This window comes from Microcystis sp. M179S2 (genome assembly GCF_020245805.1).
Classification (GTDB): Bacteria; Cyanobacteriota; Cyanobacteriia; order Cyanobacteriales; family Microcystaceae; genus Microcystis; species Microcystis aeruginosa.
Map to the genome: position 1 here is coordinate 1 of NZ_JADBUE010000185.1, position 15821 is coordinate 15821.

17 protein-coding genes and 1 tRNA gene are annotated in these 15821 nt (G+C 42.9%); 10 read left to right on the forward strand and 8 right to left on the reverse strand.

What is annotated here, in order from left to right:
* Positions 1-2333: CHAT domain-containing protein (locus IM500_RS11480; RefSeq protein ID WP_287738456.1), on the forward strand; the 2333-nt coding region annotated here is incomplete at its 5' end.
* Between the two features lie 151 nt (positions 2334-2484).
* On the opposite strand, the gene IM500_RS11485 is transcribed toward IM500_RS11480, so the two are convergent.
* Entirely contained in the window at positions 2485-2880 is a 396-nt protein-coding gene (locus IM500_RS11485; protein ID WP_242034673.1) for a hypothetical protein, read from the reverse strand.
* A gap of 185 nt (positions 2881-3065) precedes the next feature.
* On the opposite strand from IM500_RS11485, the gene IM500_RS11490 reads away from it, so the two are divergent.
* Genes IM500_RS11490 through IM500_RS11500 form a run of 3 tightly spaced genes read left to right on the forward strand, consistent with a single transcriptional unit; the run spans position 3066 to position 4529 of the window.
* Positions 3066-3239, forward strand: coding sequence for a hypothetical protein (locus tag IM500_RS11490; protein ID WP_190722592.1), 174 nt, complete (start codon positions 3066-3068; stop codon positions 3237-3239).
* Positions 3193-3717, forward strand: coding sequence for a hypothetical protein (locus IM500_RS11495; protein ID WP_190722591.1), 525 nt, complete (start codon positions 3193-3195; stop codon positions 3715-3717). The genes IM500_RS11490 and IM500_RS11495 overlap by 47 nt, the downstream gene beginning before the upstream one ends.
* Positions 3717-4529 (forward strand): urease accessory protein UreD, encoded by an 813-nt coding sequence (locus IM500_RS11500; protein ID WP_287738461.1) that lies wholly within the window; start codon positions 3717-3719, stop codon positions 4527-4529. The genes IM500_RS11495 and IM500_RS11500 overlap by 1 nt, the downstream gene beginning before the upstream one ends.
* 21 nt (positions 4530-4550) lie before the next feature.
* On the opposite strand, the gene ispE is transcribed toward IM500_RS11500, so the two are convergent.
* On the reverse strand, positions 4551-5492 hold the full coding sequence (gene ispE / locus IM500_RS11505; RefSeq protein WP_287738462.1) for a 4-(cytidine 5'-diphospho)-2-C-methyl-D-erythritol kinase: 942 nt from the start codon (positions 5490-5492) through the stop codon (positions 4551-4553).
* Positions 5493-5509: 17 nt separating this feature from the next.
* Positions 5510-6316 carry a 16S rRNA (adenine(1518)-N(6)/adenine(1519)-N(6))-dimethyltransferase RsmA gene (gene rsmA / locus IM500_RS11510; RefSeq protein ID WP_190722588.1) on the reverse strand — a complete coding sequence of 269 codons (807 nt, stop codon included), beginning with the start codon at positions 6314-6316 and terminating at the stop codon, positions 5510-5512.
* Positions 6317-6440: 124 nt separating this feature from the next.
* On the opposite strand from rsmA, the gene crcB (IM500_RS11515) reads away from it, so the two are divergent.
* Both crcB (IM500_RS11515) and crcB (IM500_RS11520) read left to right on the forward strand, forming a co-directional pair.
* Positions 6441-6830, forward strand: coding sequence for a fluoride efflux transporter CrcB (crcB, locus tag IM500_RS11515; protein WP_190722587.1), 390 nt, complete (start codon positions 6441-6443; stop codon positions 6828-6830).
* A gap of 145 nt (positions 6831-6975) precedes the next feature.
* Positions 6976-7380 (forward strand): fluoride efflux transporter CrcB, encoded by a 405-nt coding sequence (gene crcB / locus IM500_RS11520; RefSeq protein WP_287738464.1) that lies wholly within the window; start codon positions 6976-6978, stop codon positions 7378-7380.
* Positions 7381-7556: 176 nt separating this feature from the next.
* Here the strand turns inward: crcB (IM500_RS11520) and hpnA are convergent, their stop codons facing one another.
* Positions 7557-8543 carry a hopanoid-associated sugar epimerase gene (gene hpnA / locus IM500_RS11525; RefSeq protein ID WP_190722585.1) on the reverse strand — a complete coding sequence of 329 codons (987 nt, stop codon included), beginning with the start codon at positions 8541-8543 and terminating at the stop codon, positions 7557-7559.
* A 146-nt stretch (positions 8544-8689) separates the two neighbouring features.
* Here hpnA and IM500_RS11530 point away from each other — a divergent pair, with 146 nt between their 5' ends.
* Positions 8690-11224: a glycogen/starch/alpha-glucan phosphorylase gene (locus tag IM500_RS11530; RefSeq protein ID WP_287738465.1), complete on the forward strand. Its 2535-nt coding sequence runs from the start codon at positions 8690-8692 to the stop codon at positions 11222-11224.
* Positions 11225-11309: 85 nt separating this feature from the next.
* Here IM500_RS11530 and IM500_RS11535 read toward each other — a convergent pair.
* Positions 11310-11383 (reverse strand) — tRNA-Asp (locus tag IM500_RS11535).
* Between the two features lie 218 nt (positions 11384-11601).
* On the opposite strand from IM500_RS11535, the gene IM500_RS11540 reads away from it, so the two are divergent.
* Positions 11602-11817 carry a hypothetical protein gene (locus tag IM500_RS11540; RefSeq protein WP_002761575.1) on the forward strand — a complete coding sequence of 72 codons (216 nt, stop codon included), beginning with the start codon at positions 11602-11604 and terminating at the stop codon, positions 11815-11817.
* A 23-nt stretch (positions 11818-11840) separates the two neighbouring features.
* On the forward strand, positions 11841-12353 hold the full coding sequence (locus IM500_RS11545; protein WP_287738467.1) for a TolB family protein: 513 nt from the start codon (positions 11841-11843) through the stop codon (positions 12351-12353).
* Positions 12354-12360: 7 nt separating this feature from the next.
* Here the strand turns inward: IM500_RS11545 and IM500_RS11550 are convergent, their stop codons facing one another.
* The gene (locus IM500_RS11550; protein WP_287738469.1) at positions 12361-13704 is read right to left on the reverse strand and encodes a DUF3370 domain-containing protein; all 1344 of its coding nucleotides are present in this window, start codon (positions 13702-13704) and stop codon (positions 12361-12363) included.
* Positions 13705-14122: 418 nt separating this feature from the next.
* Here IM500_RS11550 and moaA point away from each other — a divergent pair, with 418 nt between their 5' ends.
* Complete coding sequence (gene moaA, locus IM500_RS11555) at positions 14123-15112, forward strand: GTP 3',8-cyclase MoaA (RefSeq protein ID WP_190722582.1); 990 nt, start codon at positions 14123-14125, stop codon at positions 15110-15112.
* A 4-nt stretch (positions 15113-15116) separates the two neighbouring features.
* On the opposite strand, the gene IM500_RS11560 is transcribed toward moaA, so the two are convergent.
* Together IM500_RS11560 and IM500_RS11565 are read right to left on the reverse strand one after the other, a co-directional pair.
* On the reverse strand, positions 15117-15302 hold the full coding sequence (locus IM500_RS11560; protein WP_002771508.1) for a PCP reductase family protein: 186 nt from the start codon (positions 15300-15302) through the stop codon (positions 15117-15119).
* A gap of 114 nt (positions 15303-15416) precedes the next feature.
* On the reverse strand, positions 15417-15821 hold a 405-nt coding region (locus tag IM500_RS11565; protein ID WP_287738470.1), incomplete at its 5' end, for a Uma2 family endonuclease.

Sequence of the window (15821 nt, forward strand, 5' to 3'; positions counted from 1 at the left end):
ATAATTTAGCCGTATTATATCAGTCAATGGGACAGTATGAGCAAGCTTTACCTCTCTCTCTACAAGCTCTCGAAATTCGTAGTAAAATTCTAGGTACTGACCATCCTGACTATGCTGGTTCTCTGAATAACTTAGGCGGATTATATCGGTCAATGGGACAGTATGAGCAAGCTTTACCTCTCTCTCTACAAGCTCTCGAAATTCGTGGTAAAAGTTTAGGTACTGACCACCCTGGCTATGCCACTTCTCTGAATAACTTAGCCGCATTATATCGGTCAATGGGACGGTATGAGCAAGCTTTACCTCTCTTTCAACAAGCTCTCGAAATTCATGGTAAAAGTTTAGGTACTGATCACCCTAATTATGCTCTTTTTCTCAATAATTTAGCCCTTTTATACACAGCAACCAACCGCCCAGAAGAAGCACTAAAATTAATGCAAGAAGCGGCAGATATTGATTTAAAAACTATCTCGACCATCTTTAGCATTAGCACCGATAAGCAACGCATCAACTATCTTGCCAAAAACTACCATATAGTAGAAACATTTCTCTCCCTTGTTTTCCAACACTTTCCTAATAGCCCCGAAGCGGTACAATCTGCCTATAACCTCATCTTAAGACGAAAAGCGATCGCAACCGAAACCGCCATCCTGCAAAAAATCGCCCTATTATCCCAACAATACGCCCATCTTGCCCCCAAACTCCAACAATGGCAACAAATTAGGCAACAACTCGCCAAACGCTGTTTTGATATACCCACCCCCGAACAACTTCCCTACTACCAACAAGAAATTAAATCCCTCGAACAACAAGCAGAAAACCTCGAACGAGAATTAAATATCCCCGAACTTAACCTCGAAAAAGAACTGCAAAACGCTGATTTTCGTACCATCGCCTTAGAATTACCACAAGGAACTACTCTAATTGAATTTTTCAGGTTTAATAACTACAATTTTCCGGCAATTCCCGCCAACGGTGACGCTGCATCCTTTCCCCCTCGCTATCTCGCCTTTATCCTACCTGCCCAAGCCCCAGAACAGCTAACTATGATAGATTTAGGAGAAGCTGAACCCATAGACAAATTAGTGAAAGAGTTTCGGGAATCGGTAGAAAACCCACGAGGATTAAGTGTGGCCGTATTTAAGAAAAAAGAGGATATATCGCCAAAAATTGAACTAAGCAAGCTTATATTTGACAAAATCGAGCCTTATCTCACCCAAGAATTAATTATCTGTCCCGATGGCGAATTAAACTGCTTACCCTTTGAAATTTTACCCACCGATAAAGGCAGCTACTTAATGGATGAATATCGCTGCAACTTCTTAAATGTAGGACGAGATATCCTGCGCTTTAAAGCCAAAATTCCCGCAAAAGTCACCTATCCTCTCGTTATCGCTAACCCTGACTATAACTTAGCTAGTCCCGAAAACACGCCCTCAACTGCCGAAAATGAGGAAAAATTCCCCTTTAAACCATCCTTACGCAATTTAGCCACCTCTAGACAAGGACAAATATTCAACTCCCTCCCCGGCACCGAAATCGAAGGCGAAAAAATCGCTAAAATACTCAGAGTCAAACCCGTTACCGCCGCCAAAGCTTTAAAACCTCTTGTCTCCAAAGCCCAAAAAGCCCCGTATATTCTCCATATCGCTACTCATGGCTACTTTCTCGGCGATATAACCCCCGAACTGGACACAATTAACCAAAACTTCATGTTATCGAGTCTTTCCGCCTCAGAAAGATTCCAAGTCGGCACCAGGCAAAATCCCCTGTTGCGTTCAGGTTTAGCCTTTGCGGGGGTGAATACGATGTTAAACGGCGGTAAACTACCCGAAGAAGCCGAAGATGGCTTATTAACTTCCCTAGACGTGCAATCTATCAACTTAGCAGGGACAGAGTTAGTAGTAACATCCGCCTGTGAAACCGCCTTAGGAGACCTCTACACAGGAGAAACCCTCATCGGTTTGCGTCGTTCCTTCATCCAAGCAGGAGCAAAAACCGTTATTATCAGCCTTTGGAAAGTGGAGGATGTGGCTACCACTATCTTAATGCAGTATTTCTATTATTATCTCCTGAAAGCCAAACTTAGCAAAGCAGAAGCTTTGAGAAAAGCCAAATCTAGCCTCCAGCGTCTCACCATCGCCAAAATGCGTTCCCAATGGCTAACGGAAGATGCCATCAAATCGGCAGAAAAACACAGTATAGGAACTGCTGCCCATTTGCGTGAATTAAGTCAAAAATCTGATTTAGAACGCCCTTATGAAGCTCCTAAGTATTGGGCTGCTTTTATTTGTTTAGGGAATCCAGCCGGTCTTCCGCTTTTACCATTTTGACAGCCGAGCAAGGGACAAAATCTCAAAACCCACATTCCGCACCCTAAGTGTCACAACGTCTCAAAAGAGGAAGGGGCGTGAGTCAAAATACTTATCTAGGGCTTGCTGAAAATTACTGAAAGCCTTACTAGAAAACGGTTTTGCCACTTTTTTAGGCAAAAAAGTGCCAGAAACAAACGTTGAGAAATCGATAATCTTCTGACTTGCCACCTTTAATAAGGAAGGCTGTCGTCTTGATGTGCGACGGATCGGAGCTTTGCCAAGAAGACGAATCCCTTTTAAAATAGCATAAACCCACTGCATTTCTGGAGGTAAATTTAGCGATGAATTTCCAGGTATATTTGACTGTCGCAGCAAGGTAGTATTGCCAAGAATAGCAAACAAATATTGGCTCACCATTATTATTAAAGCTTGTTAGTCCAAATTCGGTTTTCCAGAGAAGTTCTTGATCTCCATCAATATACTGACAAGAATCATTCCAAGAAAAGGAACTATCCTCGGAATTATCGTCCGTGGTATCATCTACGTCTGTGTCTAGATCGTCCATAGAAAAGGGGATGATTACCTCATACCTGTATCCTAAGCACCGGTTAGTCGGTGTTAGAATTTCAACCTGCAAAATTGTGGGAATGCTATCTGATCTTCCCTCAGTTTTCTGGGCTGGCGGCTGACGATCGCCGATGAAGACCACTTTTAGCAGTTTTTCCCTCGATAATTTAGGATAAAATAAAAATGCGATCGAGAGTTAATATTATGGCCCGATCGGCAGCTCAAGAATCGATGATGATTGAGCTTAATGATCCCTTAACTCTAGCGAACGCTATTATCCTGATTTTCCGAGCGCAAAAATTCCCCCAAAATGCTTACTCCTCTCCTCTGGCAAAGTGCCAATCCCCACCCCGATAATCTGGAGAATTTCCAAATTATTAGCCAATGGTGGCAAGATTTAAATCTTAAGGAAGTCTTCTGGCAACAGCGTTTAATTCCCGATACTGGCTCTCTGGAAGATATTAATTGGGAGCGGCAAGGTTTTGATGAAAAATTTAGCATTCAAATGCCCCAAATTCGTGGGATTACCCTCTATTGGCATAAATCTACTTTTGCTGACGAAAGAAGCATGACACCTAAACAATTAATTTTAGATCGGGAACAGGAGCAGTTATATATTTATCCCCAATCCCAAGCTAGTTTAGTTATTCGGGTGACGAAACCCCATCTGGTTTATCAAAAATTCGAGCTAAAAAATCCTCTCATGGTCGGCAAAAAAGCGGCAAGTGAATATATTTTACTGTTCAGGGATAAAGAACAGCAAATAGAAGTTAAAATTAATCTCAGTCCCGAAAATTATCGGCAATTTCTAGAAACCATGACCGAGGATCAATAATGTGGCAGGGAAACCTAGAACTAATTTACAAGCAAAAAAATCTCGCAACCGAGATTAATCACCTCTATGCTACCGCCCCTTTAAAAGTACAAAGACCTTTTTATCCCGAGGGAAAAAACCTTTGTCACACGGTGATTTTACACACTGCGGGGGGAATAGTTGGGGGTGATGTTCTTCAACAAAAAATTCATCTCCAAGCCGCTACTAATGCCCTGATTACCACTGCTTCTGCTGGAAAAGTTTACCAGAGTAATGGTCAGATGGCACAGCAATTAATCGAGATTAAAATCGATGACAATGCCAGTTTAGAATGGCTACCTCAAGAAACAATTATCTTTAATGGGGCGGCATTTCGCCAACATTTACGAGTGGATTTAGGGGAAAATAGCAGTTGGTTGGGATGGGAAATTACCCGTTTTGGTCGCAGTGCGCGAGGGGAGAAATTTTTAGCGGGAGAATGGCATTCTAATTGGGAAATTTGGCGATCTGGACAACCTTTATGGCTTGATCGCTCCTGCCTGTTGGGTGGTAAAATGATCGAGGGATTTTCCGGTTTAAATGATAGCGCCCTGATCGGTACTTTAGTTTATATCGGTCAACCGGTGGGCAGAAATTTAATTGAGAAAGTGAGAGATTTTTCCCTAGAAGGAGAGATGGGAGTTACTAGCACTTTAGGAGATGGTCTTTTGTGTCGTTATCGGGGCAATTCTAGCGGTGAAGTGCGACAATGGTTTCAGCAGGTTTGGCAAATTTTAAGGCGAGAAATGAGCGATCGAGAGGCAATTATTCCGCGAGTTTGGTTGTCTTGGTAAAGGCGGTTAATTGTCATTTTCTCAAGTCACTTGAATGCCTGTATCGGTGATTGGAGCTATCCAAAATTGTAGATCGGGAGCGACGAGAATTTCCCGGGCCTCTTTAACGATAGTTTCCGCCACTTCCTGAGATGAACAGAGAGTAAAAACCGTCGGACCAGAGCCTGACATCATCGTTCCCAAGCCGCCTAAATCCCCTAGAACCTGTTTTAACTGGGCTACGAGGGTAAATTCGGGTAAAACCACCTTTTCGAGGTCATTGTGGATAAATTTGCCGATAGCGGCTGGTTTTTTCTGGGCGATCGCTTGTACCAAAGCCCCAGAACTCACCTGCTGACGACGGTGATGAAATTCCTCTGGAGAAGACAGATAGGTATCTTGAAATTTTTGCCGATAGCTTTGGTAGGCCCAGGGTGTAGAAACGGATAAATGATCGTATTTGGCTAAAATCACCCATAATCCGGTTAGAGGAGCGATCGGATCGAGAATTTCTCCCCTTCCCGTACAGATAACCGTTCCTCCTGTCACACAAAAGGAAGTATCGGAGCCCAATCTTGCCGCCAAAGTTTCTAATTCCGGACGGGTTAAGCCTAATTCCCAGATTAAATCGATGCCGACTAACACCGCCGCCGCGTTGGTGGACCCCCCCGCTAAACCGGCAGCCACGGGAATATATTTGTCGATGCTGATATCGATGCCGCCGTAATTGGCAAAGATGCGGGGGAATTCCCTCGCCATCAAAGTGGCGGCGCGATGGGCGAGATTACTGCTATCTTGGGGGACGAGGGGATGATGGCAAAAGAGACGGAATTCCTGCAATCCGTTGGGCCGGAGAGTGATGCGATCGCATAATGCCACCGTCTGCATCACCATCACTAACTCGTGGAAACCATCGGGGCGATCGCCAACGATTTCTAGATATAAGTTAATTTTAGCGGGGGCTAGAAGGGTATAACTGTGCATTTGTCAAGAAAAAAAATCTAAAATTTTGGCAATTGACCTAATTTTTCCGCCAAGTCAATCCATTGCGATAAACTGAGATCTTCGGCGCGAGCGAGGGGATTAATCTCTAATTGTGTCAGGATTTGGCTTAATCGATCGCTATCTAGATAATTTTTTAGATTATTGCGTAACATTTTGCGCCGGTTGGCAAAACCCCAGCTAATTAAAGTGGACAAAAAGGCAGCATTACTGACATTTTTCGGCAAAACACGGGGTAAAAGCTGAATTACCGCCGAATCAACCTGGGGAGGTGGGGAAAAAGACCGCCGGGGGACATCACAAATCCATTGACAATCGGCAAGGTATTGAATGCGGACGCTCAAAGCACTGTAAGCTTTGGTGGAGGGGACAGCGACTAATCTTTCGGCGACTTCTTTCTGGACTAAGAGGGTAATACTCTGGTAAGGGGGGGTGAAGGGATGGGCGATCGAACCGAGCAGCTTTTCCAGGATCGGACCGGTGATATTATAGGGAATATTAGCCACTACCTTATTAACTGGCGGCAGTTGCTCGGGTTTAAGGGTAAGAAAGTCGCCTGGGATGAGATGAAAGTTATCTTGTTGGCCAAATTTTTTATTTAAAATTGTCCATAGATCTCGATCGATTTCTACAGCGACAACCAATTGAGCGCCATCGAGAAGACGACGGGTTAAAATGCCTGTACCCGGACCGATTTCTAATACCCGATCCTCTGATTGTAAATTAGCGGCGCTGATGATGCGATCGAGTATCGATTCATCTTTTAACCAATGTTGTCCAAAACGTTTACGCGGTTGAGTTTTCATCCCTTTATTTTAAAGTCAGAGGGTTGTCCTCAACAATAACACCCCTGAAAATATCGGCCATGCGATCGATAACCGCATCAATTATCATAGAGCCTAGGCAAAGATAGCAAAAAAATTAGAGACAATGTCAGATTTGAACGATGTTTTCGCAATTGTAGCAGGAGCGGTTCCGGGGGCGTTATCTCGTTATCATATTACCGAATGGACAAAAGCAAAATTCGGCTTGCGCTTTCCCTATGGAACCTTTATTATTAATTTAACTGGCTGTCTAGCTATCGGCTTTTTTTGGGCTATTTTACCCAGTGTTCCCTTTTATTCCCACCAACTAGATTTAATGGTGAGAACGGGATTTTTAGGAGCTTATACCACCTTTTCTACCTATAGTTTAGATATCCTGATCCTCTGGCGCAATCAACAAAATTTTCTCAGTCTTGTTTTTGCCGTTGCTAGTATCATTTTCGGATTGATTGCCGTGAGAATCGGGGCAGCTATTGCCCAAGTTTTTCTAGGTTAAGTAGGTAGGCGTTAAAAACTATCAGATGCCCCCCTTATCAAGGGGGGATTAAGGGGGTATCGAACCTAAAATCCATTTTTTAATTTAATTATAACCAGCTACTTAATTCTCCAATTTATCTACTATTTAAGAGCAGGACAAATCCATGAATTTTTTCAGGGGACGTTATAGTTTATCCGTGGCGATTGGGGCTATTTTTGGGGCTTTGAGTCGTTTTTATATCGGAGAATTAATTACAAGTATTTTCGGTCAAGAATGGGGATTTTTAGGAACATTTTTTGTTAATCTTTCTGGCTGTTTAATTATTGGCTACATCTTTACTATAGTCGGGGAAAATATTCGCATAATTGCCCCAGAATTAGGATTGATGATTGCCACGGGTTTTTGTGGTTCCTATACAACTTTTTCTACCTATAGTTTGGAGGTCAACAAATTTTTAGAGCAGGGAAACTTGACTTTCGGTTTAATTTATTGGCTCGGCAGTGTTTTTGGGGGGATGATTGCGCTTAAAATTGGAGTTATTTTAGCAAGAACAGGTTTTCCTAGATGAATTATTAAATAGATTTTGCGTCTGATCCCCCCTGTCCCTAGGGTTGATTCATAGTAGGGTTGATTCATGAATCAACCCTACTACCTTGATAAGGGGGGTGTCTGACAACTTTTAACACCTAACTACTTAAGCATTTCAGCACAATTGAGACCATCTTTTTCCCTTCCTACTCAGTCTTAATAAGTAATGTCTCCATTGGTTTGAAACCAATCGATAGCATCAGCTAAAGCTTGTCTAATCGGCGATTGCGGTAAGCCCAGTTCTTGCACTGCCTTCGAGGAATCGTAGTACATGGACTGTTTTGACATTTTCACGCCATCAAGGGGTATAGAGGGCGATTTTCCGAAGACAGGAAGAACTTTTTCATCCAGCCAAGCTATTAGTAAAGGAATCCAAAAAGGTAAAACAATTTTCGGGGCATTTATGCTGGTAATTTCGGCTAATTCTGTCAACAAAGTTTTTAAAGAAGTGTTTTGATGACCTAAAATATATCTTTCGCCAGTTCTGCCCTTTTCTAAAGCTAATAAATGTCCCCAGGCCACATCGCGCACATCAATTAGATTTAATCCCGTATTCACATAAGCGGGCATTTTTCGCCGCAAAAAACGGAGAATAATGTCGCCAGTGGGTGTAGGCTTAAGATCAAAGGCTCCTATGGGCGTACTAGGATTAACTATAACGATATCCTGTCCTCTTTGCACTGCTTTCAATGCTTCCTGTTCTGCCCAATACTTTGATTTTTTATAATAACCCACCAATTGATGGGCGGGACTTTGATAAGTTTCATCGACACTTTCACCCTTTTTACCCACTCCAATAGCCGCCACAGAACTGGTATAAACTATTCTGGCAACTCCCGCTAAATGCGCCGATTCTAGCACATTTCTTGTACCTAAAACATTGTTTTGGTAGAGTTGATGTCTATCCTTTTGCCAGAGAGAATAGTGCGCCGCTACATGAAAGAGAACTTCGCATCCGACCATTAATTTAAATAAGTTCTCATCATTTAAATTACCCCGGACAATTTCCACGTCTAAACCCCGCAAATTTCTGAGATTACTCTGGGGACGGACGAGGACGCGCACTTGGTAGCCTTCGACTAAAAGCAATCGCACTAAATTCGCCCCGATAAAACCCGTTCCACCCGTCACAAAAGCACGCATTGCTCAAACTTTCCCCTGTTTTCACTTCCTATTAACTATGTCATTACTATACCTTAATCTTAGTCAAGATTTAAGCTTTTCTTGATACAATTTCAGGGCGGGTTATCTTAAACTAAGAGCAGCCAATCTTCAGTAAAAACACTCCTATGGATACATCTCCAGACACGAGTTTTGTTTGTCCGATTATCATCGAAGATGACAGAACGGGATTAGACACAGAAACTATCCGACGGGCTTTAAGGGATAATTTACTCTATATTCAAGGTAAATTACCGGAATTAGCCAGCAAAAACGATCTTTACATGGCCCTAGCCTATACCATCCGCGATCGTTTATTGCAGCGTTGGTTAACCACCCAACAAACCTATCTAAAAAAAGATGTCAGAACCGTTTGTTATCTCTCGGCCGAATTTTTAGTCGGTCCCCATTTGGCTAATAATTTAATTAATCTCGGTATCTACGAACAGGTCCAGAAAGCTGTCAGCGAATCGGGATTAAAACTAGAAGAATTAATTGCCCAGGAAGAAGAACCGGGGTTAGGAAATGGTGGTTTAGGTCGTTTAGCTGCCTGTTATTTAGATTCCCTTTCTACCCTAGAAATTCCGGCTATTGGTTACGGTATTCGCTACGAATTTGGTATCTTTGATCAAGAAATTCACGACGGTTGGCAGGTAGAAATAACCGATAAGTGGTTACAGTATGGAAATCCCTGGGAAATTGCCCGACCGGAATCATCGGTAGAGGTAAAATTTGGCGGTTATACCGAATCCTATACCGACGAAAATGGTAATTATCGCAGTCATTGGATTCCCGATTATGTAGTCAAAGGAATTCCCTACGATACCCCAATTCTCGGCTATCGAGTTAACACCGCTAATACCATGCGTCTCTGGAAATCAGAAGCTTGTGAATCTTTTGATTTTGGTCGCTTTAATCGCGGCGATTATTATGGTGCGGTGGATAATAAAGTTCACTCGGAAAATATCAGTAAAGTTCTCTATCCTAACGATGAACCAATTCAAGGCAAAGAACTGCGTTTAGAACAGCAATATTTCTTTGTTTCCTGTTCCCTACAGGATCTGATTCGTATTCACTTACATGAGAACCCCAGTCTCGATAATTTTCATCAAAAATGGTCAGTACAATTGAATGATACTCACCCTTCCGTCGGGGTAGCCGAGTTAATGCGCTTGTTAATTGATGTGCATCATTTCGATTGGGATAAAGCTTGGTTTATTACTCAAAATACCTTCGCTTACACCAATCATACTCTTTTGCCAGAAGCTTTAGAAAAATGGCCTTTGAGTATTTTTGGTCGTCTTTTCCCCCGATTAATGGAAATTATCTACGAAATTAACTATCGTTTCTTGGATAAAATTCGCATTATTTATCCCCATGATGATGGCAAAATGTCCCGTTTATCTATAATCGATGAAAGCGGCGAAAAATACGTCCGTATGGCTCACCTTGCCTGTGTGGGTTCCCAGGCAATTAATGGGGTGGCAGCCCTCCATACAGAATTACTGAAAAAAGATGTTCTGCGCGATTTCTATGAACTCTTTCCCGAAAAGTTTAGCAACAAAACCAATGGAGTTACTCCCCGGCGCTGGATAGTTTCTAGTAATCCCCGCTTGACTTTTGCCATTACCGAAAAAATCGGCGAAAATTGGATTAAACATCTGGAGGATTTACGCGGTTTAGAAAACTATGTGGATGATGGGGTATTTCGGGACTATTGGCGACGAATTAAATACGATATTAAGGCAGATTTAGCCAATTATATCGCTAAAAAAGTCGGCATTAAAGTTGATCCTAGTACCCTCTTTGATGTGCAGGTAAAACGCATTCATGAATATAAACGGCAACATCTCAACGTTTTACATATCGTCACTCTCTATCATCGTCTCAAAAATAATCCCAATCTCGATATTACCCCCCGTACCTTTATTTTCGGTGGTAAGGCAGCCCCGGGTTATTTTATGGCAAAATTAATCATTAAATTGATTAATTCTGTGGCAGAAGTGATCGATAATGATCCGACGATTGGAGGACGTTTAAAAGTGGTTTTCCTACCCGATTATAATGTCACCTTCGGTCAACGGGTTTATCCAGCTGCCGACTTGTCTGAACAAATTTCCACCGCCGGGAAAGAAGCTTCGGGAACCGGTAATATGAAATTCTCCATGAATGGGGCCTTAACTATCGGCACTCTCGATGGGGCAAATATCGAAATTCGTGAAGAGGTGGGAGCGGAAAATTTCTTTCTTTTTGGCTTGACAACCGAGGAGGTTTATGCTAAGAAAGCCGCCGGTTATAATCCCCAAGAATACTATTACCATAACGAAGAATTGCGGGCAGTATTAGACCTCATTGGTTCGGGATTTTTTAGCCGGGGTGATAGTAGTTTATTCCGTCCGCTCGTGGATAATCTTATCTACGATGATCCCTATATGTTACTGGCTGATTATCAATCCTATATCGACTGTCAGGAAGGAGTCGGTCGTGCCTATAAAGATCAAGAACATTGGAGTCGTTTAGCGATTCTTAATGTGGCCCGCATGGGAAAATTCTCTAGCGATCGATCGATTCGGGAATACTGCGAGGAAATCTGGCGGGTACAACCGGTAAAGATTGAATTACCCGATTATATTCAAGCTAATGCCGGTTTATCGGTAAATTAGAACCAATCTAGGCAGTAGGCTCCTGTTTATTCATCCTACTGCCCACAGGTTAACTGGCCCTGGGCGACTCTAATCTAGATTTTTACGGGATTGACGGGGCTCGAACCCGCAACTTCCGCCGTGACAGGGCGGTGCTCTAACCAATTGAACTACAATCCCATTTTTGCCACATTTCTGATTGTAACTTCATCATCAGGGTTATGTCAAGCACCTCTGGGAAAATTTTTTTGAGGGAAGTGGGGAAGTGGGAAACAATTCATAACTGGGTTTTTAAAGTTGGATTGGGATCAATCCTGAATTAAAGCCAAAAAATCCCATGGTAGAGAGGGATCCTCTTTACCATGGCATTGTAATTAAGCTTGTTGGGAGCCTGAGCTATGACTAACCCGAATTCGATCGAACAGCTATCGCAAGAATTACTCGATCTAGACCAAGTAGATGCCGATACTGGGGCAGATTTGCGGCAAAAAGCCCAAGAAATCCTCGCTGAAACCACTATTGACCTGCCGATTCGAGAAGCGATCGCCGATAGTCTCAGTCAAGGCAATCAACTACTTACCCTCAAAACCGTCGGCAAGGAAGAAAGTTACTAGCACATTTGGGGTCAAAAGTCAAGATGAAAGAAAAAATTTTTTTTGTCTGGCTGGGGCGATTTTTGGCCTCTTTTGGGCTGTTATCGGGGATAAGTGGCTGTAATTCCCCTCTTTTGATCACTCCTCAAGTTCCCGCCGGTGGTTTAAATAGTTTTGCTCCCGATCAATTTCCCAGTTATAGTGCTGATGGTCGCTATTTAGCCTTCGCTTCCGATCGCTCCGGTCGTCGTAGTATATATTTATTCGATCTGCAAGAAAAGCGCCTAGTTAATCTTCCTAACCTAAATCGTAGCGATTCTAGCCAAGATCAGCCATCTCTGAATGCTGACGGTCGTTTAATTGCCTATATCTCCAGCGAACGCGGTAAAAGTGATGTCATGGTTTATGATCGTTCCCGGTCCCGTGCAACCCTGTTAACCGCTAACCTGCGGGGAAGCGTCCGCAATCCCACCATTAGCGGTGATGGTCGCCAAATTGCCTTTGAAACCAACCAAGACGGTCAATGGAATATTGCGATCGTTAACGGCCAATTTTAAACTTGTTCTACTCGGTCTTAATCGTTAAAACCTGCGGAGGAGTCGCATCTGGTGGATATAAAAAATTTACCTGTACTATATGCCAATCCCCGGGAGGAATAGTCAGAGTCACTAAAGATTGCCCCTCTTGTCCGCGTCTTTGGACGAGATGGAAAAATCTGCTTTGTGCCTGTCCTTGGTCATCGCTATAATTGACGGCTACTGTTCCCCGAAAAAACACTTGTGGGGCAGCCGGATCGAGAAAACGCAAACCCTGCCCAATAATATCCTCTTTAATCGGTGTTTCTAGCGCAATAGTCACCGTTTTCGCCTCATCACTTCGATTAAATAGAGGTAAACTTAACCTATATTCCACACCGTAATTACCATGAGCTTGATAGGCCGTATCGGGATAGCGAACTAACATACTAGCACTTTGATTTTGTTCCGTTCCCAGTTTGCCCCCGGGTAGGGTGCTAATCCCATAGGCTATAGATTGACCAGAATCAGGAATATTTAACCATAAAGAAGCTCGATCGACCAATCGGGCTGGCCAAGCTGAACCTTGGGACACCCCCGCTACCCGTCCATAAATTATCTGTCCTTGACTATGGGGAGGAGTGGGCGCTCGATCCCGCGGAGTCGATAAATTGCCTTTTTCTAGCAAATTTTGCCACTCTGTCAGATTTGGTGGTCTTTCCTGCCCATTTTCGTCTAAGGGTGCATAAAGAGCTAAACTAGCAGCGTAGAGAAGACCGTCACTTTCCAGACGGAGATAAGTGGACCTACCGTTTAAAGGGGGAGTCAAATCGCGCACGGGAATCGCCGCATTTAAGACCATAACACTCTCCCCCGCCGGAATAATAATCCTATCGGGAAAAATATCCTGACGCTGCCCCATTAAAATATCCCCCATTACCCGACTTCCCGGCCCAGCAAAAACCGTCCCCTGATTATTTTCCACTTGTGCGGGTAAATCGATAAAAGCTGCATCGGGTTGACTCAAATAACTAGCTCCTTGCAGAATTTTAACGGTCACGGGATTAGAACTAGGATTGTGGAGTAATATACCCAGATAAAGGCTGCGTAAATTATCGGGAAAACTCCCCCTCGCTATATGGTGGGCAAAAATATCAAAGCGTCCCTGAAAAGCATAATTTAAATGGGCCGAGGGAAAACTTTTCTCTTGGGGGGGAAAAGTCGAAAGCAAAATCCCTTCTCCTAGCAATAATTCGGGACTATTACTATTAAAAACGGGAACTTGATCTAGTTGATTCGGTAAAGGACGCACCTGCACCGGTCGAATTATTTCTACAATAGGAGGAGTTTGGGCAATGGGTAGTAAAAAAGGTAACATCACACAAATTACCATCTCAAGATAATTATTTTTTGATCATAGCATTACTGGCTCGCTCAATTTAGATAGTATTCTGTTTGTCTATATCTAGAGGATTGGTTAATATTTCTTGCTGGTGTTAAGTAGCTGGTTATAATTAAATTAAAAATCGATTTTAGGTTCGATCCCCCCTGCCCCCCTTGATAAGGTAGGGTTGATTCATGAATCAACGCTACCCTTGATAAGGGGGGTGTCTGATAATTTTTAACGCCTACCTACTTAAGTACAATCAAGAAAAATTATCAAACTTACCAATCTTTATTTGCTCTTGCCATTGAGCAAATCTATTGTCATCATAGACTAAAATCTAGATGTAGCCGATGTCTAGATATCGATCGAGCCGGAATTGTTATGATAAATTCATGAAGTTTTATAACGGTATTTGCCCGTGAACATGAACCAAATCGACTATCTCAGGATTAGTTTAATCGATCGCTGTAACTTTCGCTGTCAGTATTGTCTGCCTGAGGATGCAGAATTGGCCTATGTTCGACCGCAAGATTTACTCACCCGGGAGGAAATTCTTACTTTAGTCAAAAATGTCTTTATTCCCCTCGGTTTCCGCAAATTTCGCCTTACTGGTGGGGAACCTCTCTTACATCCCGAAGTAGTGGAGATTGTGCGCGATATCGCCTCTTTATCTGCTACTAGCGATTTAGCCTTGACCACCAATGGCTATTTACTTGACAATTTAGCCGAAATGTTGTATGAAGCCGGACTAAGACGGATTAATATCAGTTTAGACTCCCTCGACCCCGACACTTTCGATAAAATTATCGGTAATCGCGGCCGGAGTCGTTGGCAAAAAACTTGGGCAGGTATTCAAGCGGCCCAGAGAGTGGGTTTTGACCCCTTAAAATTGAATGTGGTGGTAATTCCGGGGATAAATGAGGCAGAAGTGGAGGATTTAGCGGCTTTGACCATCGAGAAGCGTTGGCACGTCCGTTTTATCGAGTTTATGCCCATCGGTAACGGTGATTTATTTCAAGAAAAAGCTTGGATCGCGAACGAGGAATTAAGGGGGCGAATTCGGGCAAAATGGGGCTTAAATGAGGGTCAAGTGCGGGGAAATGGTCCAGCCGATGTTTTTCAAATTCCGGGGGCTAAGGGTACAATTGGCTTTATCAGTCAGATGTCGGAATGTTTTTGCGATCGCTGTAACCGCCTACGTCTCTCGGCCGATGGTTGGTTGCGTCCCTGTCTCCTTAACGAAACCGGACAAATTGACCTAAAAACCGCCCTCCGTCAGGGAATTTCGCCGGCAGAAATCAGGGAAAAAGTCCAGAAATTAATGGAACTGAAAGCAGAAATAAACTTTAAACTGCGTGATTCTGGCACATCAAGCGGCATTTATACCCGTACTATGTCCCAAATTGGCGGCTAAAAATCTACTGTCCGAATTCTACTCTAGCCTGTTCTACCATTTCCACGGTAACTCGATCGGAACCGGCATGACGAGCTAATTCTTCTATCCTTTGACGCGCTTGGGAACGAACAAAATAGGGAATATTTTTTAGTTTTGCTTTTGCTTCTGCGGTCCATTGTAGTTGATCGGAAAAATCTAGAGCTTCCATAGATTTAACATATAGTAGTCCGTCTATTATACCAAAAAAGATTAGCTATTCATTGCCAAGCTAATTAAATGATGAGTTTCTTGACAGCGACTCTTTTTCACCTTTCTTTTAATTTTAGGTTTCTGCTAGGTCGAAATTGACTCTTTGATATAAATCTTGAAAAGAAATCTGCCAATCCACCGACACCAATTGTAAAACCGCATTTTCCCCCGTGACGAAATCAATTAACCATTGATCATCCTTTTGTTTATAGTAACGTTCCACACTATAACTAGATTGTTCGATCAGAATATATTCCTGAAAAGTTGGCAGAGAACGATAGAATTTAAACTTATCCCCTCGGTCATAAGCTTGGGTAGAATTAGAGAGAACTTCGACAATAATTAAAGGATTGATCACGTTAGATTGACTATTACCTTGATAGAGAGGTTGACCTTTAATCACCATCACATCGGGATAGGTGTAAATGCTATAATCTGACAGCCATAAACCTGACAGGGGGACAAGCCAGCTGAAAAG